Annotated in this window: 18 protein-coding genes and 1 pseudogene; 12 read left to right on the forward strand and 7 right to left on the reverse strand. The window is 62.1% G+C overall.

What is annotated here, in order from left to right:
• Positions 1-24 precede the first annotated feature (24 nt).
• From treZ to ATY75_RS00630, 5 genes and pseudogenes are all read right to left on the reverse strand, one after another.
• Positions 25-1,794, reverse strand: a complete 1,770-nt coding sequence (gene treZ, locus ATY75_RS00610) for a malto-oligosyltrehalose trehalohydrolase (protein ID WP_088936032.1) — start codon at positions 1,792-1,794, stop codon at positions 25-27.
• 129 nt (positions 1,795-1,923) lie between these two features.
• Positions 1,924-2,214 (reverse strand): annotated as a pseudogene (locus ATY75_RS00615) (type II toxin-antitoxin system RelE/ParE family toxin).
• Entirely contained in the window at positions 2,207-2,464 is a 258-nt protein-coding gene (locus ATY75_RS00620) for a type II toxin-antitoxin system ParD family antitoxin (RefSeq protein WP_088936033.1), read from the reverse strand. The pseudogene ATY75_RS00615 and the gene ATY75_RS00620 overlap by 8 nt, the downstream one beginning before the upstream one ends.
• A 94-nt stretch (positions 2,465-2,558) precedes the next feature.
• On the reverse strand, positions 2,559-4,235 hold the full coding sequence (locus tag ATY75_RS00625) for a response regulator (RefSeq protein WP_088936034.1): 1,677 nt from the start codon (positions 4,233-4,235) through the stop codon (positions 2,559-2,561).
• 10 nt (positions 4,236-4,245) lie between these two features.
• The gene (locus tag ATY75_RS00630; protein WP_088936035.1) at positions 4,246-10,545 is read right to left on the reverse strand and encodes a HAMP domain-containing protein; all 6,300 of its coding nucleotides are present in this window, start codon (positions 10,543-10,545) and stop codon (positions 4,246-4,248) included.
• Between the two features lie 169 nt (positions 10,546-10,714).
• On the opposite strand from ATY75_RS00630, the gene ATY75_RS00635 reads away from it, so the two are divergent.
• The 10 genes from ATY75_RS00635 to ATY75_RS00680 all read left to right on the forward strand — a co-directional run bounded on the left by ATY75_RS00635 (position 10,715) and on the right by ATY75_RS00680 (position 19,035).
• A complete protein-coding gene (locus tag ATY75_RS00635; protein ID WP_064844302.1) occupies positions 10,715-11,167 on the forward strand; it encodes a hypothetical protein in 453 nt (150 codons plus the stop codon).
• A gap of 26 nt (positions 11,168-11,193) precedes the next feature.
• Positions 11,194-11,475 carry a hypothetical protein gene (locus tag ATY75_RS00640; RefSeq protein ID WP_088936036.1) on the forward strand — a complete coding sequence of 94 codons (282 nt, stop codon included), beginning with the start codon at positions 11,194-11,196 and terminating at the stop codon, positions 11,473-11,475.
• A gap of 2 nt (positions 11,476-11,477) precedes the next feature.
• Positions 11,478-12,341, forward strand: coding sequence for an alpha/beta hydrolase (locus tag ATY75_RS00645; RefSeq protein ID WP_088936037.1), 864 nt, complete (start codon positions 11,478-11,480; stop codon positions 12,339-12,341).
• Positions 12,342-12,576: 235 nt separating this feature from the next.
• Positions 12,577-13,494, forward strand: coding sequence for a metal ABC transporter substrate-binding protein (locus ATY75_RS00650; RefSeq protein ID WP_088936238.1), 918 nt, complete (start codon positions 12,577-12,579; stop codon positions 13,492-13,494).
• Positions 13,491-14,390 carry a manganese/iron ABC transporter ATP-binding protein gene (locus ATY75_RS00655; RefSeq protein ID WP_088936038.1) on the forward strand — a complete coding sequence of 300 codons (900 nt, stop codon included), beginning with the start codon at positions 13,491-13,493 and terminating at the stop codon, positions 14,388-14,390. Before ATY75_RS00650 ends, ATY75_RS00655 begins: the two co-directional genes overlap by 4 nt.
• Positions 14,387-15,247 (forward strand): iron/manganese ABC transporter permease subunit SitC, encoded by an 861-nt coding sequence (sitC, locus tag ATY75_RS00660; RefSeq protein ID WP_088936039.1) that lies wholly within the window; start codon positions 14,387-14,389, stop codon positions 15,245-15,247. The genes ATY75_RS00655 and sitC overlap by 4 nt, the downstream gene beginning before the upstream one ends.
• Positions 15,244-16,089 (forward strand): metal ABC transporter permease, encoded by an 846-nt coding sequence (locus ATY75_RS00665; protein ID WP_088936040.1) that lies wholly within the window; start codon positions 15,244-15,246, stop codon positions 16,087-16,089. The genes sitC and ATY75_RS00665 overlap by 4 nt, the downstream gene beginning before the upstream one ends.
• Positions 16,090-16,214: 125 nt before the next feature.
• The gene (locus tag ATY75_RS00670; protein ID WP_088936041.1) at positions 16,215-17,240 is read left to right on the forward strand and encodes an ABC transporter substrate-binding protein; all 1,026 of its coding nucleotides are present in this window, start codon (positions 16,215-16,217) and stop codon (positions 17,238-17,240) included.
• Positions 17,237-18,277: an iron ABC transporter permease gene (locus tag ATY75_RS00675; protein WP_088936042.1), complete on the forward strand. Its 1,041-nt coding sequence runs from the start codon at positions 17,237-17,239 to the stop codon at positions 18,275-18,277. The genes ATY75_RS00670 and ATY75_RS00675 overlap by 4 nt, the downstream gene beginning before the upstream one ends.
• Entirely contained in the window at positions 18,274-19,035 is a 762-nt protein-coding gene (locus tag ATY75_RS00680) for an ABC transporter ATP-binding protein (protein WP_088936043.1), read from the forward strand. Before ATY75_RS00675 ends, ATY75_RS00680 begins: the two co-directional genes overlap by 4 nt.
• A gap of 116 nt (positions 19,036-19,151) precedes the next feature.
• On the opposite strand, the gene ATY75_RS00685 is transcribed toward ATY75_RS00680, so the two are convergent.
• Positions 19,152-19,946: a hypothetical protein gene (locus tag ATY75_RS00685; RefSeq protein ID WP_088936044.1), complete on the reverse strand. Its 795-nt coding sequence runs from the start codon at positions 19,944-19,946 to the stop codon at positions 19,152-19,154.
• Between the two features lie 216 nt (positions 19,947-20,162).
• A complete protein-coding gene (locus tag ATY75_RS00690) occupies positions 20,163-20,630 on the reverse strand; it encodes an Lrp/AsnC family transcriptional regulator (protein WP_064844320.1) in 468 nt (155 codons plus the stop codon).
• A 153-nt stretch (positions 20,631-20,783) separates the two neighbouring features.
• On the opposite strand from ATY75_RS00690, the gene ATY75_RS00695 reads away from it, so the two are divergent.
• Both ATY75_RS00695 and ATY75_RS00700 read left to right on the forward strand, forming a co-directional pair.
• Entirely contained in the window at positions 20,784-21,959 is a 1,176-nt protein-coding gene (locus tag ATY75_RS00695; RefSeq protein WP_088936045.1) for an amino acid aminotransferase, read from the forward strand.
• On the forward strand, positions 21,956-23,581 hold the full coding sequence (locus ATY75_RS00700) for a thiamine pyrophosphate-dependent enzyme (RefSeq protein WP_088936046.1): 1,626 nt from the start codon (positions 21,956-21,958) through the stop codon (positions 23,579-23,581). The genes ATY75_RS00695 and ATY75_RS00700 overlap by 4 nt, the downstream gene beginning before the upstream one ends.
• Positions 23,582-23,588: the final 7 nt, after the last annotated feature.

Consider the following 23,588-nt stretch of genomic DNA (forward strand, 5'->3'; position numbering starts at 1 on the left):
TCGACCTTTTCTCTCCCACCGCCGTCACGCCTGGCTCAGGCTCCAGATCACCGTCCAGGGCGCCAGATCGCCGCCGTCGCTTCCGCCGAGACGGAATATCGTCTCGGCGCCGCCCTGTTGCGAGCCGAGCGCTGTCGCCCTGTTGCCGAGGTTGGCGCGCAGATGAAGATGCCGGCCTCCCGCAAGGGGCCAATCCACTGCGATCGCATGTCCCGCCGAGCGGTGGGCAGCGCTTCCGGCCGTCGCGCCTTTCAGCAAAGGAACGATTCTCCGGTGCCGGAGGTCGAGAAGCGTTCTGTAGAAATCGAGCACCTCGGAGGAAGCGCGTTTCGACCAATCCAGTTTGGCCGCGGCAAAGGTCGATGGAGCCGTCGGGTCGAGAAGGTCGTCGGCGTCGAAGCCCGGCAGACGCGAGAGCTCCTCGCGGCGGCCCTTCCTGACCTTCTCGTTCAAATCCTCGTCGAAATCGCAGAAGAACGGGAAAGGCTCCTGCGCCCCCCATTCCTCGCCCATGAACAGCATCGGTATCTCAGGCGCCAGCAGATAGATTGAAGTGACCGCCTTGACGGCCTCGGCCGGACTTGAAGCCATGACACGATCGCCAAGCGCCCGATTGCCGATCTGGTCATGGTTCTGGATGAAGGAGATGAAGGCCGTCGGCGGCAGGTGGCTGCTCGGCCTGCCGCGGCTTGCCCCCCGATAGGGCATATGTTCGCCCTGGAACACGAAGCCTTCCGCCAGAGCCCGGCCGAGCTTGCCCGCGTCGCCGGCATAATCGGCATAATAGCCGAAGGTTTCGCCGGTGGCGGTGATGTGCAGCAGATGGTGGACGTCGTCGTTCCACTGGGCGGTGAACAGCTTTGCTTCGCCTTTTTCGTCGCGCTTCAGCAGATCGCTGTCATTCTCCTCGTTTTCGACGATCAGATGAACGTGCCGGTCGCCGGCTGCAGCCCGGACGCGGCGGGCAAGTTCGTGCAGCAGATGCTCGTCGCTATCGTCCTTGATCGCGTGAACGGCATCGAAGCGAAAGCCGTCGAGCCGGAATTCGGTGATCCAGTAGATGGCGTTCTCAATGACAAATTCACGGATCATCTGCGATCCGTCGCCGTCATAGTTGATGCCGTGCCCCCAAGGCGTCTTGTGACGGTCGGTAAAGAGCGGCGCGTAGGAAGGGATATAATTTCCGTCCGGCCCGAAGTGGTTGTAGACCACATCGAGAAACACCGAGATGCCGCGCTGATGGGCTGCGTCCACCAGCGCCATGAAATCTTCCGGCCGGCCATAGCTGCTGTCAGGGGCATAGGGCAGCACGCCGTCGTATCCCCAGCTGTAGCGACCGGGGAATTCGCTGACCGGCATGATCTGCAACGCCGTGACGCCCAACTCCCTGAGATGATCGAGCCGCTCAATCGCAGAGGTGAAACTCCCCTCCGGCGTGAAGCAGCCGATATGCATCTCATAGATGACCATCTCCTCCCACGGCCGGCCGGTCCAGTCGCTCGTCTTCCAGCGATAGGCGGTGAGGTCGACCACTTCGCTCGGACCGTGCACATCCTGCGGCTGGAACCGCGAGGCGGGGTCGGGAATTTCAAGGCCGTCCGGCAGGATGAAACGATAGCGCGTACCGGCAGGGGCATGCGGAACTGTGCACCGATGCCAGCCACCGTCCGCCGCCTGCATCGGCCGCAGATCAGCGCCTTCGATTTTCAAGGACACGCTTTCATGCAGAGGCGCCCAGAGCCGAAACAGAATACCCTCTTCAGTGACTGCGGGGCCGAACGTCATATTGGTCAAGGGAAAGCCTTCGGTGAAGTGAGGATGAGATTTGGGTAACTTTTGCAGGAGCAAAAAGTTTCGTCCGCACCCGGAACCGCGAAGTGGCCGCCGTCACCGGAAAACATCACTGGCTCACAAGAGGCCGCCTCAATCGAGCCAAGTCGATGGCTCGCGCATCCCGTGCACGATCACGACAATTTCAGCGCCATAATTCGTGGGTTCATAGATGGCGATGTAGCGTCCCTCGATAATCAGACGGGCAGCAGGGCTGACATCCGGTCGAGCAGGTCCCATCTCGGGATGGGTGGCAACCAGCTCAAACTTATCGAAAAGCTTCTACAGCAGCCTGTCCGCTGCCTGTTCATTGTGAATGGCGACATTGCGCCAGATATCTCGCATCTGACGTTGCGCACGCGGAGACATTTTGTATTTAGCCACGGGCTGCGCGTTCTGCTTTCAGCTCTTGCAGGAAGCGCGTGGGATCAGCCTCTTCCGGTTCGCCGCTAGCTTTCCCCTCAGCATACTCCCGCTTGAGTTTTTCCAGCTCAAGCGCACGAATCTCCTCGCGCTGTTCCAATAGCCGGAGGCTATCGCGCACGACCTCGCTGGCGCTGGCATAGCGCCCCCTTTCGACAAGCTCTCGGACAAGGCCTTCATAGCGAGGGCCGATATTGTAGCTGGAGGGCATAACGATACCTTTCGTTGAAGCGGTATTATCAGTTTTTGATAAGCGCGACAAATTGAACTGACCGCCGGCCCATGATTGCAAGTCACTTCGGCCGTCACGCCGCCGCGACTTTGCCCGAGAGTGCCTTGTCCATGGCCGCCTGAAGCTGTTCCTGTGTGAAGGGTTTGGTCATCCTGAGCATCCGGCCAAGACTGTGGTCTTCGGAAAATTCGGCATAGCCTGAGGCAAGAATAATGGGCAGGCCCGGGAAGGCGGAACGAAGGTGGCGTGCAAGCTCTGCACCCGTCATGCCGGGCATCGCGTGATCGGTAATGACAAGATCGCAATCCCGTCCGTCGGCAAGGAATTCCAGGGCCTGCGAGGCAGAGGACGCTTCCCGCGGCAGGTGGCCGAGATCCTCCAGCATCGCCACGGTTCCTGTCCGGACAAGCGCATCGTCGTCGACGACGAGAATGGCGAGCGGCCGTGACACCGGGTTCAAGGCTTCCGTCGCGGGAGGCTCGACCGCCGGCTGCGTCTTGACGAAGGTCTCGGCAACGGGCAGCCACAGGGATACGGTCGTGCCCTTGTCTCTCGCGCTCGATATCTGGATCGAGCCGCCGGATTGCGCCGCCAGGCCGTGAACCATCGACAGGCCGAGGCCGGTGCCCTTGCCGACCCCTTTGGTGGTGAAAAACGGCTCAGCGGCGCGAGCGACCGTTGCCTCATCCATGCCCTCGCCATCGTCCGACACCGATATCCGGATGTAATTCCCGCCCGCAAGACCGGCCGGCCGGGCGTCTTCGGCCGCTGCCGCCGCAACCGTCACGGCGCCGCCGCTTTCGAGCGCATCGCGGGCATTGACGAACAGGTTGAGCAGAGCCAGTTCCAGCTGGTTGCTGTCCACCAGAAGCGGCGCCAGATCCGCCGGAATGCACTTGCGGATTTCGATGCGCGGCCCCACCGCCTTGGCGAGAAGATCTTCGACGTTTTCGAACAGCCTGAGAAAATCGACCGCCTGCGGCTTCAGCTCCTGGCGGCGCGCGAAGGCAAGCAGGCGCTGGGTCAGCGCCGTGCCGCGCTCGGCCGCCTGGATCGCATTCGTCAGCAGGCGTTCGCTGCGTTCATCCGCCGGAAGCCGCTTCTTCAGGAGGCCGAGGCTGCCGAGCACCGCCATCAGAAGATTATTGAAGTCGTGCGCCACCCCGCCCGTCAGGTGGCCGATCGTGTCAAGCTTCTGCGCCTCGAACAATTGCGCCAGGGCTTCCTCACGCTCGCGCGTCTTTTGATCGATCCGGTGCTCCAGTTCCTCGTTGAGCTCCCGCAGCTGGGCGGCCGAAGCCTCGAGCTCGGCCGTGCGCTGGCGAACCCTCGCCTCCAGTTCGGCATTCAGCCGTTCGAGCTCCCGCGTCTTCCGATAGAGATCGGCAAAAACCCTGACCTTGGCCCTTAGCACTTCCGGCACGATCGGCACGGAGACGTAGTCGACGGCGCCGACAGCATAACCGCGCAGCCGGTCGGGTTCGGCCAGCATCACCGCGGAAACGAAAATGATCGGCGTGTTCTGATAGCGCGGGTGCTGCCGGATCATGCCGACCAGTTCGAAGCCATCCTGTTCGGGCATGCAGACATCGACGAGGATCACGGCGATTTCGGTGCGCAGCAGATGCTCGAAGGCTTCGCGGGCGGACTGCGCCTTGATGAGGTTTTCCTCGAGTTCTTCGAGAATAACCTCATAACTCAAGAGCTTGGCGGGCTGGTCGTCGACGAGGAGGATGTTGACGGGGTTCATGGCCGGTTCCTCAGCGATGCAGCCACATGCGAAGGGCCGACAGAAGCTGCTCGGTATTGACCGGCTTCGCCAGGTAGTCGGAGGCGCCCGCCTCCAGGCATTTCTCGCGGTCGCCCTTCATCGCCTTGGCCGTCAGCGCCAGGATCGGTAGCCGCCGGAACCGCGGCTCCGAGCGGATGACCTGCATCGTCTCGTAGCCGTCCATGCCAGGCATCATGATATCCATCAGCACGATCGCCACCGAGGGCTCGTTGTTGATGACGTCGATGGCCTCGCTGCCGGTCGTCGCCGTCAGCACCCGCATGCCCCGGCGTTCCAGAACGCTGCTCAGCGCGAAGATGTTGCGGGCATCGTCGTCGACGAGCAGCACGCTCTCGCCGACGAGATCCTCATCCGAGCTGTGCAATTCCTGCAGCGTCGCCTGTTTTGCAGGCGGCAGATCGGCGACGACCCGATGCAGGAACAGAGCCGTCTCATCGAGCAGACGCTCCGGAGACTCGACGCCCTTCACCACGACGCTTCGGGCCATGCTATGCAGTGTCGCGTCCTCCTCGGGGGAAAGCTCCCGCCCGGTGAACACCACCACCGGAACCTCGCCGATTTCCGCGTCGTCCCGTATCTGCTCCAGCACCTCGAAGCCGGACATATCCGGAAGAGTAAGGTCGAGCACCACGCAATCCGGAGGATCCTGCCTGAGGGCGGCAAGTGCTTCCGATCCCGAGCCAACGCTGGTGATGTCGATGTCGTCATGTCCGAGAAGGGCAGTGACGCTCAGGCGCTCAGCCTCGTTGTCTTCCACCAGCAACAGATGTTTGCGGCGCGGCTCGGCGTAGGCCTTCAAGCGCGACAGCGCCTTGCCGAGGCCCTCGGGCGTCGTCGGCTTGCTCATGAAAGCGAAGGCGCCACGGGTCAGCCCATGCTGGCGATCCTCGTCGAGGCTGATGATCTGCACCGGGATATGCCGCGTCTGCGAATTCTGCTTGAGCTGGCTGAGCACCGTCCAGCCGAGCATGTCGGGCAGGAAGATGTCGAGCGAGATCGCCGCCGGCCTGTAGTCCTGGGCGAGTGCCAGCGCATCGCTGCCGCGCATCGCCACCAGAACCTTGAACCCGTTGTCGCGGGCGAGATCGACGAGCACGCGGGCGTAATGCGGATCATCCTCGACGACGAGCAGCACCGAATCGCCGACCACGATCCGATGGCGATCGTCTTCGACATGTTCGGCCGGCTTCTCGGCTCGGCGGCTTGCAGCCGCCTCCGCGAATTCCACGACATTGGCCGATGGAGCGGGCTTCGGCGCTACCGCGCCGGCACCGACGTAGGTCAGCGGCAGATAGAGGACGAAGGTGCTGCCGACGCCGGGGGTGCTGCGCAGCTGGATCTCGCCGCCCAGGAGGTTTGCCAGTTCGCGGCTGATCGCCAGGCCGAGGCCGGTGCCGCCATATTTGCGGCTCGTCGAGGCGTCGGCCTGCTGGAACGCTTCGAAAATAATGCGTTGTTTTTCCGGCGGAATACCGATGCCGGTGTCGACGACTTCGAAGGCAATCACCGAGGGCGCATGCCGGAGCGATGGATGATCGGGCGACCAACCGCTCGCCGCCGGCGCGACGCGAAGCGTCACGCCACCTTGGGCGGTGAACTTGAAGGCGTTCGACAGCAGGTTCTTGAGAATCTGCTGCAGCCGCTTCGAATCGGTGATGATGCTCTTGGTGACATCCGCGCCGACCTCGACCGTAAACGACAGGCTGCGGTTTTCGGCCTCGTGCCGGAACGGGCGGGCCATCACCTCGAGCAGGTTGCTGACGAAAATCTCCTCGGCATCGACCGAGACCGTTCCGGACTCGATCTTCGACAGGTCGAGGATATCACTGATCAGGTTCAGGAGGTCGGTTCCGGCGCCGTGGATCGTCTTGGCAAACTCGACCTGTTTGCCCGACAGGTTGCCGTCGGGGTTTTCCCCGAGCTGCTGGCCGAGGATGAGGATCGAATTCAACGGCGTGCGCAGCTCGTGCGACATGTTGGCGAGGAATTCGGATTTGTATTTCGATGTCAGCGCCAGTTCGGTCGCCTTTTCCTCCAGCGCGCGCCGGGCCTGCTCGATCTCCTGATTCTTCGCCTCGACTTCGACGTTGCGTTCTTCGAGCTGCTGCGCCTTCTGCCCGAGCTGTTCGTTGGTCTGCTGCAGCTCGCGCTGCTGCGTCTGCAGCTCGGCGGCGAGTTTCTGCGACTGCTTGAGCAGGCCTTCGGTCTGCATCGTCGCTTCGATCGAATTGAGGACGATGCCGATCGACGTCGTCAGCTGGTCGAGGAAGGAGAGCTGAAGCTCGGTGAACTCGCCGGCGGAGGCAAGCTCGATCACCGCCTTCACCTGTCCCTCGAAATGCACCGGCAGCACGATCGCGCTTCGCGGCAGGGTGGTGAAGACACCGGAGCTGATCGGAATGACATTGTCGGGAAGGTCGGTGACAAGGATCCGGCGGGCATCGCTGGCGCACTGGCCGACAAGTCCTTGACCGAAATCGAGCCGCAGCGGATGCGCCGCCTCGACCCCTTGTGCATAGACCGATAGCAGCGACAGGAACGGCTGTTCCTCATCGGCATCGACCTGATAGATCACCCCCTGATGCGCGCCGACGAGCGGCGCCAGCTCCGACAGCATCATCTTGCCGACCAGCGTCAGGTCACGCTGGCCCTGCAGCATGTTGGTAAAGCGGGCCAGGTTGGTTTTCAGCCAGTCCTGCTCGGTGTTGCGCTCGGTGGTGAGCCGCAGGTTGTCGATCATCGTGTTGATATTGTCTTTGAGCTCGGCGACTTCGCCGCGCGCGTCGACCTTGATCGAGCGCGTCAGGTCGCCCTTGGTGACGGCGGTCGCCACCTCGGCGATGGCGCGCACCTGCGTCGTGAGGTTGGCGGCAAGCAGATTGACGTTACCGGTCAAGTCCTTCCAGGTCCCCGCCGTACCTGGAACATTCGCCTGGCCGCCCAGGCGCCCTTCGACGCCCACCTCGCGCGCCACCGTGGTCACCTGATCGGCGAAGGTCGCCAGCGTGTTGGTCATGTTGTTGATGGTTTCGGCAAGGGCCGCCACCTCGCCTTTGGAGGCGACGGTGAGGTTCTGCTTGAGGTCGCCGTTCGCCACCGCCGTCACGACCTTGACGATGCCGCGGACCTGCTCGGTCAGGTTGGCGGCCATGACGTTTACGGTGTCGGTCAGGTCCTTCCAGGTACCGGCCACACCCGGCACCTGCGCCTGACCGCCCAGCTTGCCTTCGGTGCCGACCTCACGGGCAACACGCGTCACCTCGCCGGCAAAGGCGTTGAGCTGGTCTACCATGGTGTTGATGGTGTTCTTCAGTTCGAGAATTTCCCCCTTCACGTCGACGGTGATCTTGCGCGACAGGTCGCCGCGCGCCACGGCCGTCGTGACTTCGGCGATGTTTCGCACCTGGGTCGTCAGATTGGCGGCGAGCAGGTTGACGTTATCGGTCAAGTCCTTCCAGGTGCCGGCAACGCCGGGAACGACGGCCTGGCCGCCGAGGCGGCCGTCGGTGCCGACTTCGCGCGCCACACGCGTCACTTCGCCGGCAAAGGAGCGAAGCTGATCGACCATGGTATTCAAGGTATCCTTCAAAAGCAGGATTTCGCCGCGCACGTCGACGGTGATCTTGCGGGACAGGTCGCCATTGGCGATTGCAGTCGCCACCTCCGCGATATTGCGCACCTGCGCCGTCAGGTTGCCGGCCATCGAGTTGACGCTGTCGGTCAGGTCCTTCCAGGTGCCGGCGACACCGGAGACCTGCGCCTGGCCGCCGAGCTTGCCTTCGGTGCCGACTTCGCGGGCGACGCGCGTCACCTCGCCGGCAAAGGCGTTGAGCTGGTCCACCATCGTATTGATGGTGTTCTTCAGCTCAAGAATTTCACCCTTCACGTCGACGGTGATCTTGCGCGACAGGTCGCCGCGCGCCACGGCGGTCGTCACTTCGGCGATGTTGCGCACCTGGCCGGTCAGGTTGGAGGCCATGGAATTGACGTTCTCAGTCAGATCCTTCCAGGTGCCGGCCACACCCGGCACCTGCGCCTGGCCGCCGAGCTTGCCTTCCGTGCCCACTTCGCGGGCAACGCGCGTCACTTCCGAGGCGAAGCGGTTCAGCTGATCGACCATGGTGTTCAGGGTTTCCTTGAGTTCAAGGATTTCGCCCGAAACCGACACGGTGATCTTCTTCGACAGGTCGCCATTGGCGATCGCCGTGGATACTTCGGCGATATTGCGCACCTGCGCCGTCAGATTACCCGCCATCGAGTTGACGCTGTCGGTCAGGTCCTTCCAGGTGCCGGCGACGCCGAGCACGTTGGCCTGGCCGCCGAGACGCCCTTCCGTGCCGACCTCGCGCGCCACGCGCGTCACCTCGCCGGCAAAGCCGTTCAGCTGATCCACCATCGTATTGATGGTCTCCTTCAGTTCGAGGATTTCGCCCGAGACGGTGACGGTGATCTTCTTCGACAGGTCTCCCTGGGCGACGGCGGTCGCGACTTCGGCGATGTTACGCACCTGGCCGGTGAGGTTGGAAGCCATGGAATTGACGCTGTCGGTCAGATCCTTCCAGGTGCCGGCGACGCCGCGCACATTGGCCTGGCCGCCGAGCCGGCCCTCGGTGCCGACTTCGCGGGCAACGCGCGTCACTTCCGACGCAAAGGCGTTCAGCTGGTCGACCATCGTGTTGATGGTTTCCTTGAGTTCGAGGATTTCGCCCTTCACGTCGACGGTAATCTTCTTCGACAGGTCGCCATTGGCGATCGCGGTCGAGACTTCGGCAATATTGCGCACCTGCGCCGTCAGATTGCCGCCCATCGAGTTGACGTTCTCGGTCAGATCCTTCCACGTGCCGGCGACGCCGCGCACATTGGCCTGGCCGCCAAGCCGGCCTTCGGTGCCGACTTCGCGGGCAACGCGCGTCACTTCCGAAGCAAAGGCGTTCAGCTGATCGACCATGGTGTTGATGGTTTCCTTCAGCTCGAGGATTTCCCCCGACACCGTCACCGTGATCTTCTTCGACAGGTCGCCATTGGCGATTGCGGTCGAGACTTCGGCGATGTTGCGCACCTGCGCCGTCAGGTTGGAAGCCATCGAATTGACGTTGTCGGTCAGGTCCTTCCAGGTGCCGGCGACGCCCGGCACCTGCGCCTGGCCGCCAAGCCGGCCTTCGGTGCCGACCTCACGCGCCACGCGCGTCACTTCGCCGGCGAAGCCGTTCAGCTGGTCCACCATCGTGTTGATGGTTTCCTTCAGCTCGAGAATTTCACCCGAGACGTCGACGGTGATCTTGCGCGACAGGTCGCCGCGGGCGACAGCCGTCGTGACCTGGGCGATGTTGCGCACCTGCGCCGTCAGGTTGCCGCACATGGCGTTGACGCTGTCGGTCAGATCCTTCCAGGTGCCGGCGACACCCGGCACCAGGGCCTGGCCGCCGAGCTTGCCCTCGGTGCCGACCTCGCGGGCGACGCGCGTCACTTCCGAAGCGAAGGATCTGAGCTGATCGACCATCGTGTTGATGGCTTCCTTCAGCTGCAGGATCTCGCCGCGCACATCGACGGTGATCTTCTTGGACAGGTCGCCGTTGGCAACGGCGATCGTCACTTCGGCGATATTGCGCACCTGCGCCGTCAGGTTCGACGCCATCGAGTTGACGCTTTCGGTCAGGTCCTTCCAGACGCCCGTCACCTCGGGCACTTGCGCCTGCCCGCCGAGTTTTCCGTCGGTGCCGACCTCGCGGGCGACACGCGTCACCTCCGAGGTGAAAACGCTCAGCTGCTTGATCATCGTGTTGACGATATCGGCCGAGCGCAGGAATTCGCCCTTCAGCGCCCGCCCGTCGACGTCGAGCGGCACGGTCTGCAGCAAGTCGCCCTTGGCGACCGCGGTGATCGTGCGCGTGACCGCCGTGGTCGGCCACAGCAGATCGTCGATCAGGCCGTTGATCGATCCTTCCATCTCCGACCAGGAGCCATCGGACAGGCCGAAGCGCACCCGCGTGCTCGTTCGCCCGTCACGGCCGACGACCTGGCCGACATGTTCGAGCTGCTGGGCCATGCGCTGATTGCCGGCGATGATGTCGTTGAGGGCATCGGCGATCTTGCCGGTGACGCCGGTCAGATCCGATCGCATGCGCACGGAAAAGTCGCCGCGCCGGACCGCGACGAGGACCTCGAGAAGGGCGCTGGCATCGTCGAACGCCATGGTTTTGTGGTCGTGGCCATTGAGGCTGTCTGCCGCAACGACATCGCGCGAAAATTCACTGGTCTGCTTGCTCACGAAATCCCCCTTGTTCGACTGGAGGTAAATTAGTGCTCAAGTGGAAAAAGGGTATGGCTGAGGCGCACGGTTGCGGAGATCGATGTATCAGGCATCCGCCATCAAACTTTGCCTGCGCGGGAACAGTTTCCGGCCAGCCGTCGTTTCCAGCCTGATAATGGAGAGCGACATGTCGAACGTCTCAAGGACAGGCAAGGAAGAGATCAACAACGCGACCAGCCCGAACACATTCGGAAGATCGGTCGAAAGCCAGGCGCAAATGCAGGATGCAGCAGCGCAGGCCTCGCCCGAAACCGGCGGCGAGGTGCTCAATATCTACCGGCTGGAACCGATCGCGGCCCCTGACGATCCGAGATGGGACAATGCTCCCGGCCATGGTATCGTCGTCGTGGCCGCCAGAACGCCGGGTGATGCCAGGATCGTCGCGGCAGCGCGCGAGCTCGACTTCATGGAAGTGGATGCAGCTCCCGCCGAAGATGTCACCACCGTCAATGCCAGCGCCTTTCGCGACGACAAGCTCTACACCGTCATCGAGGTCGAACGGAACAGGCGCGACATCAAGCGCGGCATCGTCGAAGGCACGGTCTCGGTCGAAACGATCCGCTCGGTCGAGCCGGATTAGAGCTTGCCCCTTTCATTGGAGTTCTCATGAATACGGCCAATCTGCAGCTCAAGGGCTTGATCATGGCGATGGCGTCGATCTGCGACGCGATCGTCGAGAAGGAACTGCTTACCCGCCAGGAGCTCAATGTCGCGCTGTCGAAAGCCATGAAGGCCGTCGAGGAAGACGACGACCATGAGCTGTCGGACGCCAACCGCGCGGCGATCCTGTTTCCCATCCGTGTCTTGCAGCTTGCCGAGCAGGCTGCCGGGAAAGGCGAGCAGCTGACGTTTTCCGACTATGCCAAGCTTGTGGGAAAGCTGAGCTGACCGTGTTCGAGGGATTTGCCCTTGAGACCGTCGACGTCGGGCCGGGCCAGCTGCGGGTCCGGCACGGCGGATCGGGGCCGGCCCTTCTTCTCCTGCACGGCCATCCCCGCACGCATATGAGCTGGGGCAAGGTGGCGGACCTGCTGTCGCCTGATTACACCGTCGTCTGCCCCGACCTTCCCGGATTCGGCCGCTCCTATCAGCCGGCCGATGCTCCCGACAGCGTCAACTCCGCCAAGCGCGCCAAGGCGCACACGCTTGTCGAACTCATGCGGCAATTGGGGCACGAAAGCTTCTTCGTGGTCGGCCATGACCGTGGCAGCCTGACGGCGTTCCGCATGGCGATGGATCATCCCGCTCGCGTGCGCAAGCTCGTCATCGCCGACGGCATCCCCGTTCTCGAGCATCTCGAACGCGCCGACTGGACCTTTGCCAGAGACTGGTACCACTGGTTCTTCTTCGCCCAACCGGAAAAGCCGGAACGCGCAATCTGCGCGGACCCTTTGGCATGGTACGACACGCTGTCGCCCAGGCTGATGGGGAAGGAGGCCTACGACGATCTGCTCGACGTCATCCATGATCCTGATGTCGTACATGGAATGATCGAGGATTATCGCGCCGGCCTCAGCATCGACCATCTCCACGACCGCGACGATCGCGATTCCGGCCGGAAAGTGGCGTGCCCCACGTTATGCCTCTGGTCGCTGAGGGACGATCTCGAACAGATCTACGGCGACCCTGTCGCCATCTGGCGGAATTGGGCGGATGACGTCAGGGGATTCGGCATAGAGAGCGGCCACCACGTGGCCGAGGAGAACCCCTCTGCACTCTCCCAGGCGATCCGGACGTTTCTTCAAGCCCGTTGATATGTCCGCTCCGCATGTTGGTTGGCTTTGTCTGCAAGCAGCGGCTTGCGGTCGCTGTCCCCTCTCGTTTACGGCTCTGCAAAAATCCTTATTGCAATTCACTCGCAATTGCAGAATAGATAGAAACGAGGCCGAACGGTAATAATTGCAAATGCGTCGCATTTTCATCGGCAAATTTTTGCCGGCCGTCGCTGCGCGCGCCGAACGTCTGATGAGGCAAAGGAAGGGAATATTCATGCTGAGTGACATGAAACGCAAAGTCATAAGCGGGCTGGTGGCCGTTGCCGCGCTGGGCCTGATGGCTGGCGGTGCCGCCGCGCAGGAGAAGTTCAAAGCGGTGACCACCTTCACCGTCATTGCCGACATGGCAAAGAATGTTGCCGGTGACACGGCGATCGTGGAATCGATTACCAAGCCCGGAGCCGAGATCCACGAATATCAGCCGACGCCGGGCGATATCCAGCGGGCCCAGGGCGCCCAGATCCTGCTGTCGAACGGGCTCAATCTCGAACTGTGGTTCCAGAAATTCTACCGGAACCTGAAAGATGTTCCTGATGTCGTGGTCTCCACAGGCGTCGAGCCGATGGGCATCAGCGAAGGTCCCTACAGCGGCAAACCCAATCCGCATGCCTGGATGTCGCCGAAGAACGCGATCATTTATGTCGACAATATCCGCGATGCTTTCGTCACATACGACCCGAAGAATGCCGAGATCTACAAGGCCAATGCAGAGGCCTACAAGAAGGAGATCGAGGCGACCATCGCGCCGATCCGCGAGAAGCTGAATACCATTCCCGAGGACAAGCGCTGGCTGGTGTCGAGCGAAGGGGCCTTTTCTTATCTCGCCCGCGACTTCGGCTTGAAGGAGCTCTATCTCTGGCCGATCAATGCCGATCAGCAGGGCACGCCGCAACAGGTCCGCAAAGTCGTCGATGCCGTCAGGGCCAACAAGATCCCTGCCGTATTCAGCGAGAGCACGGTGTCGGACAAGCCGGCCCGCCAGGTCGCCCGTGAAACCGGTGCCCGGTATGGCGGCGTGCTTTATGTCGACTCCTTGAGCGAGGCCGACGGTCCCACGCCGACCTATGTGGACCTGCTGCGCGTCACCTCCGACACTGTCGTCAAGGGCCTTGCCGAAGGCCTGTCGCAATGAACGCGATCGTCTCTCCTGTTCCCCCCGCATCTTCGGATGCGGGGGGCGGCATCTCGGTCAGGGATGCCACGGTCACCTATCGCAATGGCCACACGGCATTGCGCGACGCCAGCTTCCAGACACCCACCGGCACCATCACCGCGCTGGTCGGCGTCAACGGTTCGGGCAAGTCGACACTGTTCAAGGCGATCATGGGCTTCGTGCGCCTCGCCAGAGGCGAGATTTCGGTGCTCGGCATGCCGGTCGCACAAGCGCTGCGGAAAAATCTCGTCGCCTACGTGCCGCAATCGGAAGAGGTCGACTGGAACTTTCCGGTGCTGGTCGAGGACGTCGTCATGATGGGGCGCTACGGCCATATGGGGATGATGCGCATTCCGAAAGCGGCCGACCACGAAGCCGTGTCCAAGGCGCTCGCCCGCGTCAACATGAGCGAATTCCGCAAGCGCCAGATCGGCGAGCTTTCCGGCGGCCAGAAGAAGCGCGTCTTCCTCGCCCGCGCGCTGGCACAGGACGGCCGCGTCATCCTGCTCGACGAACCCTTCACCGGCGTCGACGTCAAGACTGAAGAGGCGATCGTCAAGCTGCTCCGTTCGCTGCGCGACGAAGGGCGGGTGATGCTGGTGTCGACGCACAATCTCGGCAGCGTGCCGGAATTCTGCGACCGCACGGTGCTGATCAAAGGCACGGTATTGGCTTACGGACCGACAGATGAGACCTTTACCCAGGAAAACCTCGAGAGAACCTTTGGCGGCGTGCTTCGCCATCTCATATTGAATGGCTCCGGCGGCAAGCCATATCCCCTCGGCATCCTCACCGACGACGAGAGGCCTCTGGTCCTGCGGGAGGGCAAGCTGCTCGCGCCTGTCTCTGCGAACGGAAGCGGAGAGCAAGGCTGATGGCCGCCTTTCTCGAACCTTTCACCTACGACTACATGCTGAACGCCATGTGGGTATCGGCTCTTGTCGGCGGTGTCTGCGCCTTCCTCTCCTGTTATCTCATGCTCAAGGGCTGGTCGCTGATCGGCGACGCACTCTCGCATTCCATCGTGCCGGGTGTCGCCGGCGCCTACATGATCGGACTGCCCTTCTCGATCGGCGCATTCTTCTCCGGCGGCCTTGCCGCCGCCGCGATGCTCTTCCTCAACCAGCGCACCAAGCTGAAGGAAGACGCCATCATCGGCCTGATCTTCTCCTCCTTCTTCGGGCTCGGCCTGTTTATGGTATCGCTCCGACCGACTGCGGTGAACATCCAGACCATCGTGCTCGGCAACATCCTCGCGATCACGCCCGAGGACACGCTCCAGCTTGCCATCATCGGCTTCGTTTCGCTCGCCATCCTGCTGGTGAAATGGAAGGACCTGATGGTCGTCTTCTTCGACGAGACTCACGCCCGTTCGATCGGGCTCAATCCGACGCGGCTCAAGATCATGTTTTTCACGCTGCTGTCCGCCTCCACGGTCGCGGCACTCCAGACCGTCGGCGCTTTTCTGGTCATCTGCATGGTGGTGACGCCGGGTGCGACGGCTTACCTGCTGACGGATCGTTTCCCGCGGCTGCTCGTCATCGCCGTAGCGATTGGGGCGGCGACCAGCTTCATCGGCGCCTATGTGAGCTATTTCCTCGACGGCGCGACCGGCGGCATCATCATCGTCCTCCAGACACTGATCTTCCTGGCCGCCTTCTTCCTGGCGCCCAAGCACGGAATGCTGGCAAGCCGGCGCAGGGCCGCTCAAGCGCTGGAGACATCTCCATGAACGGTCTCCCCGCCTTGCTGGTGCCGTTCCAGTTCGATTTCATGATCAACGCCCTGATCATCTCGGTGCTGATCGCCATTCCCACAGCGCTGCTCTCCTGCTTCCTCGTGCTCAAGGGCTGGGCGCTGATGGGAGACGCCATGAGCCATGCCGTCTTCCCGGGCGTGGTCATCGCCTATATCGTCGGCTTCCCCTTAGCGATCGGCGCCTTCGCGGCCGGGATGGCCTGCGCGCTTGCCACCGGCTTCCTGAAGGAGAACAGCCGCATCAAACAGGACACGGTGATGGGCATCGTATTTTCGGGCATGTTCGGCTTCGGCCTGGTTCTCTATGTGAAGATCCAGTCCGAGGTGCATCTCGATCACATCCTCTTCGGCGACATGCTCGGCATCGGCTTTCCCGACATCGTGGAAACGGGCGCCGTTGCGGCACTGGCGGCCACCATCATCGCCGTCAAGTGGCGTGACCTGCTGCTGCACGCCTTCGATCCGGCGCAGGCAAGGGCGGTCGGGCTGAGGGTGAAGCTGCTTCATTACGGTCTGCTCTGCCTGCTTTCGTTGACGATCGTGGCAGCGCTGCGGTCGGTCGGCATCATTCTCGCCATCTCGCTGCTGATCGCACCAGGTTCCATCGCCTATCTGCTGACGCGCCGCTTCAGTACGATGCTCGCTCTGTCGGTCGCAATCGCGGCGATCACGGCTTTTGCCGGCGTCTATCTCTCCTTCTTTATCGACAGCGCGCCGGCCCCGACCATCGTGCTTCTGTTCGCGATCACCTTCATTGGCGCCTTTGTCCATGCCACACGCAGGGCCGCCCGCATGGAAACCGGAGAAGCAAGCTGAGGAGCCACTGTCAAGGAACGACTACCTGCCGATTTTTGTGATAAGTTGATTTATTCAGTCTTGTTTTCCGGCCGCTCCTGAGGCTATACCCCGGCCGCATATTCTCACGCACCGGGGATTTCTTCGTGACCGACCTCAAATCGCTTCTGGCCGCCTGCGGCCTCTCCGCCCTGATCGGCCTTGCCGCAACTCCCACGCTGGCGGGTTCGACGGCCTACCCGCTGACGCTCGAAAATTGCGGCGCCGAGGTGACCTTCAAGAAGGCGCCGGAGCGGGCGATCGGTCTCGGCCAGAACAGCGCCGAGATCCTGCTGCTGCTGGGCCTTGAGGGCAAGATGGTCGGCACCGCCTTCTGGCCGAGCAAGGTGCTGCCGCAGCTCGCCGAAGCCAATGCCAAGGTCAAGCTTCTCACCGTCGAGATGCCGACCTTCGAATCGATCCTCGCCGAAAATCCCGATTTCGTCGCCGCCGCGCTGCCGAGCCTGGTCGGGCCGAACAGCAAGGTCGCCAAACGCGAGGACTTCGACAAGGTCGGCGTGGCGACCTACCTTTCCCCCAGCACCTGCCTCAGCACCAAGGACGTCAAGGACCAATACGGCAGCCGCGCCGAGCTGTGGAACATGGATCTCCTCTACAGGGAGATCGACGAACTTTCGCAAATCTTCGACGTCGCCGATCGCGGCCAGGCGCTGATCGCCGACTTCAAGGCACGCGAAGCCAAGCTTCGCGGGAGCGTTGCCAAGGACGGCAAGAACCTTTCCTACGTTTTCTGGTTCTCCAGCCCCAGCCCGTCGGCCGATGCCTATGTCGGCGGCAAAAACAGCGCCTCCGGGTTCATCGCCGACCTGCTCGGCGGACACAATGCGATATCAGCCGAAGCGGAATGGCCGACCATCGGCTGGGAAGGCATCATCGCCTCCAATCCCGACGTTATCGTCGTCGCCAGCCTCGACCGCAACCGCTGGGAGCTCGACAAGCCTGAGGCCAAGATCAACTTCCTGAACACCGATCCGGCCGTCAGCCAGACTCCGGCCGTCAAGAACAAGGCGCTCGTCGTCATGGACGGCCAGGCGATGAACCCGACCATCCGCACGATCTACGGCGCCGAGCAGGTGGCTGAGCAGCTGAAGTCTCTCGGTCTTTTGAAGTGACGGACGCAGGCCGTCTCTTCCGGCAGTTGGGAGCGGTCACCGCGCTGCTGCTCGCCTCCCTCTGCCTCATCGCTGTCGCTGTCGGCATCAGCGTCGGGATCGGCGACTTGCCGATTCCGCTTGCAACCACGTTTTCGGCCGTCACCAATCGGCTCGGATGGACCGCGGTCGAGCTGAACCGCATCCATGAGACGGTGATCTGGGATTATCGCCTGAGCCGCGCGCTCGTCGCCGCTTTCTGCGGCGCGGGACTGGCGCTGTCAGGCGCCATCATGCAGTCGCTGCTGCGCAACCCGTTGGCCGAGCCCTATGTGCTCGGCATCTCCGCCGGCGCCTCCACGGGCGCCGTGGCGATCGTCATCCTGGGGCTCGGCGCGGGCGCGGTATCGCTGTCGGCGGGGGCCTTTGCCGGCGCCTTCGCCGCCTTTTTCTTCGTGGCGCTGCTCTCGAACGGCACCCGCGGCGGCGCCGACCGCACCATCCTTGCCGGCGTCGCCGCATCGCAGCTCTTCAACGCCTCGACCTCCTATATCGTCACCACCTCGGCCAATGCCCAGCAGGCCCGCGACGTCATGTTCTGGCTGCTCGGCAGTTTCAGCGGCGTGCGCTGGCCGGAATTCGCGCTGGTCTCGATCATCGTCGGTATCGGCCTTGCCGCCTGTCTGTTTTACGCCCGCGTGCTCGACGCCTTCGCTTTCGGCGACGAGGCGGCATCCTCGCTCGGTGTCAATGTCGGCCGCGCCCGCATGGTGCTCTTCGCGCTGACGGCGATGATGACGGCGACGATCGTCAGCATGGTCGGTTCGATCGGCTTCGTCGGCCTCGTCGTGCCGCATGTCGCGCGCTTCGTCGTCGGGCCGCTGCATATCCGCCTGCTGCCGGCCTGCGCCATTGCGGGAGCGATCTTCATGGTGCTCGCCGATATCGCAGCCCGCGCCCTCATTCCTGGCCAGATCCTGCCGATCGGCGTCGTCACGGCGCTCGTGGGCGTTCCCTTCTTCTCGATCATCCTCTACCGGTTCCAGCGAGCGTCATGAGCATCAAGGCCGACAACCTCACCTGGAAAATTGGCAGGAAGACCATCCTGGACGGCGTTTCAATGGAGGCGCGGCCGGGCCGGATGCTCGGCCTGCTCGGACCGAACGGCTCCGGCAAGACCTCGCTGCTGCGGCTTCTCGCCGGCCTGAAGCGGCCGCATTCCGGCCGCGTTATGCTCGACCGGAGCGATATCGGCAAGATCAGCCGCCGCTCGATTGCCCGGCGCATCGCCTTCGTCGAGCAGCATGCGACGACCAATGCCAATCTGAAGGTCGTCGACGTTGTCAAGCTCGGCCGTTTCCCGCACCGCTCAATCTTCTCCGGCTGGACGAAGGCTGACGAAGAGGCGGTCGAGGCAGCGCTCACGCGCGCCGGCATGGCGCAGAAGCGCGACGATCGCTGGCAGAGCCTGTCGGGCGGCGAAAAGCAGCGCACCCATATCGCCAGGGCGCTTGCCCAATCGCCGCAGGAGCTGATCCTCGACGAGCCGACAAACCATCTCGACATCCAGCATCAGATCGGCCTGATGCGGCTCGTCTCCGGCCTGCCGATCACCAGCATCGTCGCCCTACATGATCTCAACCATGCCGCCATGTTCTGCGACGAGCTGATCATCATGCAGCAAGGCAGAATCGTCGCCTCGGGCGCACCTGAGGACGTGCTGAACGAAAACCTTCTGCGCGAGGTCTTTTCCGTCGAGGCCCGCATCGAAGCCTCGCCCTATCATTCGCGCCCGCACATCCACTATCTCAAGTGAGAACGGCTAGAACAGGATGATTTTAGGCCGGGGCGGCCCAAAAGCCAGCCGGTTTTTCAGCAGCCTGCTAGACGGCGGTGTCGCCATCATAGCTAATAACGACGCATATTGTGGGTTCATTTGTCCACGCAGGTCGACTTTGCCGCGTCTAGGCGAACGTTCTGCACGAATACCTGCAGTGCTGGCCACATTTCCCAATAGTAACGATTCAGTGCTGGATCAACATGGTCGGGAACGGGGTGAGGCTGGCCCAGAATCGCGGCCATATCGATTTCAAACGCGCTCATGTCGCCGAACGGGCGCTTGAAATTGACCACTGGCGCGGGATAGCCTTCACCGGCGACGATCGAGATGATCTGGCTGTCCGGCCACTCGAATCTCAGGTGGTGCAGGAGTTGGAGATGCTGGCGGGTGAATTGAAAATAACCATCTGGCTCAAGCCGTGGCATTTCTGCGAGATATGAACTAATCCGTGCGCCCGGCAATCCAGCGAGATCGTTCCGAAGCCGGCGTTGCATCGTCGCATTATCGAGATGGTCGAGGTGATATTGTCCTTCCGCTAGCCCGCAATTCGCAAGAGCCCAAGTCAGCAGCGTCGAGACCTCGCGGTGAAATCGGGCGATAGCAATTCGATCACTCGTGCCGATGATCGGGCCGAGGTCAGCGGCCACATCGTCGCTGCCATATGGAGCGAGCGGATTGACAACAGGTCCCCCGCTTTCGATCGAAGTGTTCCACGCAAACTGCAGTTTCCGCAATGCCTCGATGTGCTGAGGTGTGATGGTCAGCGCGGGATTTTCTGGGTCGGCGTAGATCTGATGTTCGGCATGCCACTGCCAAGCGATCCACGCCGGCCAGGAAAGCACAGCCACGATCAGAGCGAGCCCAAAAAGCCGCCACTCGAATACCATTTGAGAGTTCTCCCGGTATCAATACGCAGAGATCATGACTTCGTCGCTATCGGGTCTTGGTAGGCTTTGGCAAGTTCGGTATGCGTGTCGCCCTGCTTGCTGCGGCAACTTCCATGCGCTGCCGTGAAGAATACCTCCCATAATGCATCCTCTTCCTGACGACTCAGGATCAATGATGCCCCATCACACTCAGGGACTACACACCTAGTGACGCTCTCATGTCACGATCTGCAGCGGCAGAGCGGTGGTCTTCTTGATCGTCTTCAGGACGATGCTGGACTTGACCGAGGCCAGATTGTCGGTGACCCGGATCATTCGTTCGAGAAACTGGCTGAGATGGTCGAGATCACGCGTCATCACCTTCATCAGGAAATCGGCGTCGCCCGTCTGCGAATAGCATTCCAGGATCTCAGGCGCGGTTTCGATGAAGCGATGAAGCCGCTCGTTTCCACTCTCCGTATGCGCGCGCAAGCTGACAAGCGTATGAGCGACAACGGCAAAACCCAGTTTTACCGGATTGAGAATGGCGACGACGCTTTGGATGTACTCCTCATTGCGCAGCCTTTCCAAACGGCGTGCGCACTGGGTCGCGGAGAGATTGACCTTCTGCGACAACTCACCCTGCGTCACCTCACTGTTTTGCTGGAGGGCGGCGAGCAATTTGATATCGAACTGGTCAAGCATGACCCACCCCACAGAGAAGGAGAATTTCCGCATAGAATAACCGAATGATGCCGAATGTCTGCATCGATGCGCCGTAATAGGCAGATAATCGCAGAAATTCGCCGCAAGAGTTCAGCTAGTCTCCGGATAGAACCTGGAAACGGAGGTGGACTTGTGTTTGAGAAACTGAACAGCCGGCCGGCCGACAGCCTGCTTGCCCTCATCAAGGCCTTTCAGGCTGACGAGCGCACCGGAAAGATCGACCTCGGCGTCGGCGTTTATCGCGATGCCATGGGCCGCACCCCGGTGATGCGCGCCGTCAAGGCGGCGGAGCAGTCTCTTCTCGAGACCCAGGACAGCAAGAAGTATCTCGGCCCGGAAGGCGATCTGCAATTCGTCCGCCTGCTGCAGCCCATCATTTTCGGCAAATCGCCGACATTCGGTCACCGCCTTGTCGGCATTCAGACGCCGGGCGGCAGCGGCGCGCTGCGTCTCGGGGCCGAGCTCATCCAGACGGCCAATCCATCCGCTAAGGTTCTGTTGGGAACGCCGAGTTGGCCGAACCACGCGCCGATCTTTGCCTCGGCGCGCCTGGCCGTAAAGGACTACGCCTTCGTCGACCTGGCGTTGCAGCAGGTCAAATTCGACAGTGTCGTCAAGGCCTTGTCTTCTGCTGGGGAAGGCGACGTCGTTCTCCTCCACGGGTGCTGCCACAATCCGACCGGCATCGATTTCACCATGGAGCAGTGGCTAGAAATTACCGAATTGCTCGTTGCGCACAGGCTGGTGCCATTCATCGATCTTGCCTATCAAGGGCTCGGTGACGGCCTCGAACAGGACGCCGCACCGACGCGGATGATCCTCGATGCGGTCGACGAGGCGCTGATCGCCTATTCCTGCGACAAGAATTTCGGTCTCTATCGCGAGCGTGTCGGCGCGCTCTACGTCATGACCCGCAATGTCGACGACATCGGCAAGGCCGAAAGCAATATGGCCGCGCTCGCCCGCGTGAACTGGTCGATGCCGCCCGATCATGGCGCTGCAATCGTCAGGACCATTCTCGAGAGCCCCGAAATGTCGGCCATGTGGCGCGCCGAGCTCGAAGAGATGTGCGAACGTGTCAACGGCAATCGTGCCGCGCTCACCGCCGCAGCCCCCGATCTGGCCTTTATCAGCCGGCAGCGCGGCCTGTTCTCCAATCTCTCCATGTCGAGAGAAACAGCGGTGGCGTTGCGCGCCAGGCACGGCATCTACATGGCCGATTCCGGGCGGATGAACCTTGCGGGCATGCAGCCTGCCGATGCCGGCGCCATCGTCGCCGCGCTTCGCGCTGAAGGCTGCTTGAAATGAGCAAGAAGGAAACAACCGGCCAGGCGATAACCCGTTCGCTCGTCGCCCATGGGATCGACACGGTGTTCGGCATCCCGGGCGCCCACATGTACGATTTCAACGATGCCCTTTACGGCGCCCGTGACAAGGTTCGCTTCGTTCACACAAGGCACGAACAGGGCGCCGGGTATATGGCTTACGGCTACGCCAAATCCACCGGCAGGATCGGGGCTTATACCGTTGTCCCCGGCCCCGGCGTGCTCAATTCCGGCGCGGCTCTTTGCACGGCTTACGGCGCCAACGCGCCGGTGCTGTGTATCACCGGCAACATCATGTCCCATTTGATCGGCCAGGGCAGAGGACAGCTGCACGAATTGCCCGATCAGCTCGCGACGATGCGCGGGCTTACCAAGACCGCGGAACGCATCAATCATCCGTCCGAGGCTGGCCCCGTGATGGCCGAGGTCGTCAGTAAAATGCTGTCCGGCCGCCAGGGTCCAGGAGCGGTCGAAGCCCCATGGGACGTGTTTGGCCAATCCGGCCCCGAAGTCGACATTCCCGTCGGCACGAAAGCCCCTCACCCAACCGTCAACTCCGATCAGATCGCTGCCGCGGCGGCGCTGATATCGGGTGCCAGCAACCCGATGATCATGGTTGGCGGCGGTGCGGCGGATGCCGGCGCGGAGATCGCCGCTCTTGCGGAACTGCTGCAGTCGCCCGTCACCTCCCATCGCTCTGGCAAGGGCGTCGTCGCTGACGACCACCCGAACTATCTGAATTTTGTCGCCGCCTATGAATACTGGAAGAACACCGACGTTCTGATCGGCATAGGCAGCCGGCTCGAATTGCAGTTCATGCGATGGAAGTGGCTTCCCAAGGGGCTCAAGGTCATTCGCATCGATATCGATCCGACCGAGATGGTCCGTCTCAAGCCAGATGTCGGCATCGTCGCCGATGCCAAGACCGGAACACGGGCGCTGCTCGATGCGCTGGCAGGCGCCAGCCGCGAGGACCGCACGCGCGAATTCGCCGCGTTCAACGAAGCGGCCAGATCTCGTTTCTCAGAAGTGCAGCCGCAGCTCGCCTATCTCGATGCCATTCGTCAAGCTCTTCCAAGGGATGGCCTCTTCGTCGAGGAGGTCAGCCAGATGGGCTTTACCGCCCGCTTTGCCTTCCCGGTCTATGGCCCGCGTCAATACGTGACATGCGGTTATCAGGACAATCTGGGGTTTGGCTTCAACACAGCCCTGGGGGTAAAGGTCGCCAATCCCGACAAAGCCGTGATCTCCGTCTCAGGCGATGGCGGCTTCATGTTCGGCGTGCAGGAGCTCGCAACCGCCGTCCAGCACAAGATCAATGTCGTCGCTATCGTCTTCAACAATTCGTCCTATGGCAACGTCCTGCGCGACCAGAAGCAGGCATATGACGGCCGCTATCTCGGCTCGGACCTCACCAATCCTGATTTTGTCGCTCTCGGGAAAAGCTTCGGCGTCCGGTCATTCAAGGTGACGAGCCCCAGTGAACTGAGAGAGACGATCGAGAAAGCCCTTTCGCTCGATAAACCCGTGCTCATCGAGGTTCCGATCGAAAAAGGATCCGAGGCAAGCCCCTGGCCTTTCATTCATCCGGCGCCGCACGCCTGATGAATCC

The sequence above is a fragment of the Rhizobium sp. N122 genome (genome assembly GCF_002211295.1).
Taxonomy (GTDB): Bacteria; Pseudomonadota; Alphaproteobacteria; order Rhizobiales; family Rhizobiaceae; genus Rhizobium.

Excerpts from the sequence above, each read along its gene's own strand:
- ATY75_RS00620 (WP_088936033.1), bottom strand. The coding sequence starts at position 2,464 with ATGCCCTCCAGCTACAATATCGGCCCTCGCTATGAAGGCCTTGTCCGA.
- ATY75_RS00625 (WP_088936034.1), bottom strand. The coding sequence starts at position 4,235 with ATGAACCCCGTCAACATCCTCCTCGTCGACGACCAGCCCGCCAAGCTC.
- ATY75_RS00635 (WP_064844302.1), top strand. The coding sequence starts at position 10,715 with ATGTCGAACGTCTCAAGGACAGGCAAGGAAGAGATCAACAACGCGACC.
- ATY75_RS00640 (WP_088936036.1), top strand. The coding sequence starts at position 11,194 with ATGAATACGGCCAATCTGCAGCTCAAGGGCTTGATCATGGCGATGGCG.
- ATY75_RS00650 (WP_088936238.1), top strand. The coding sequence starts at position 12,577 with ATGCTGAGTGACATGAAACGCAAAGTCATAAGCGGGCTGGTGGCCGTT.
- ATY75_RS00655 (WP_088936038.1), top strand. The coding sequence starts at position 13,491 with ATGAACGCGATCGTCTCTCCTGTTCCCCCCGCATCTTCGGATGCGGGG.
- ATY75_RS00665 (WP_088936040.1), top strand. The coding sequence starts at position 15,244 with ATGAACGGTCTCCCCGCCTTGCTGGTGCCGTTCCAGTTCGATTTCATG.
- ATY75_RS00680 (WP_088936043.1), top strand. The coding sequence starts at position 18,274 with ATGAGCATCAAGGCCGACAACCTCACCTGGAAAATTGGCAGGAAGACC.
- ATY75_RS00685 (WP_088936044.1), bottom strand. The coding sequence starts at position 19,946 with ATGGTATTCGAGTGGCGGCTTTTTGGGCTCGCTCTGATCGTGGCTGTG.
- ATY75_RS00690 (WP_064844320.1), bottom strand. The coding sequence starts at position 20,630 with ATGCTTGACCAGTTCGATATCAAATTGCTCGCCGCCCTCCAGCAAAAC.
- ATY75_RS00700 (WP_088936046.1), top strand. The coding sequence starts at position 21,956 with ATGAGCAAGAAGGAAACAACCGGCCAGGCGATAACCCGTTCGCTCGTC.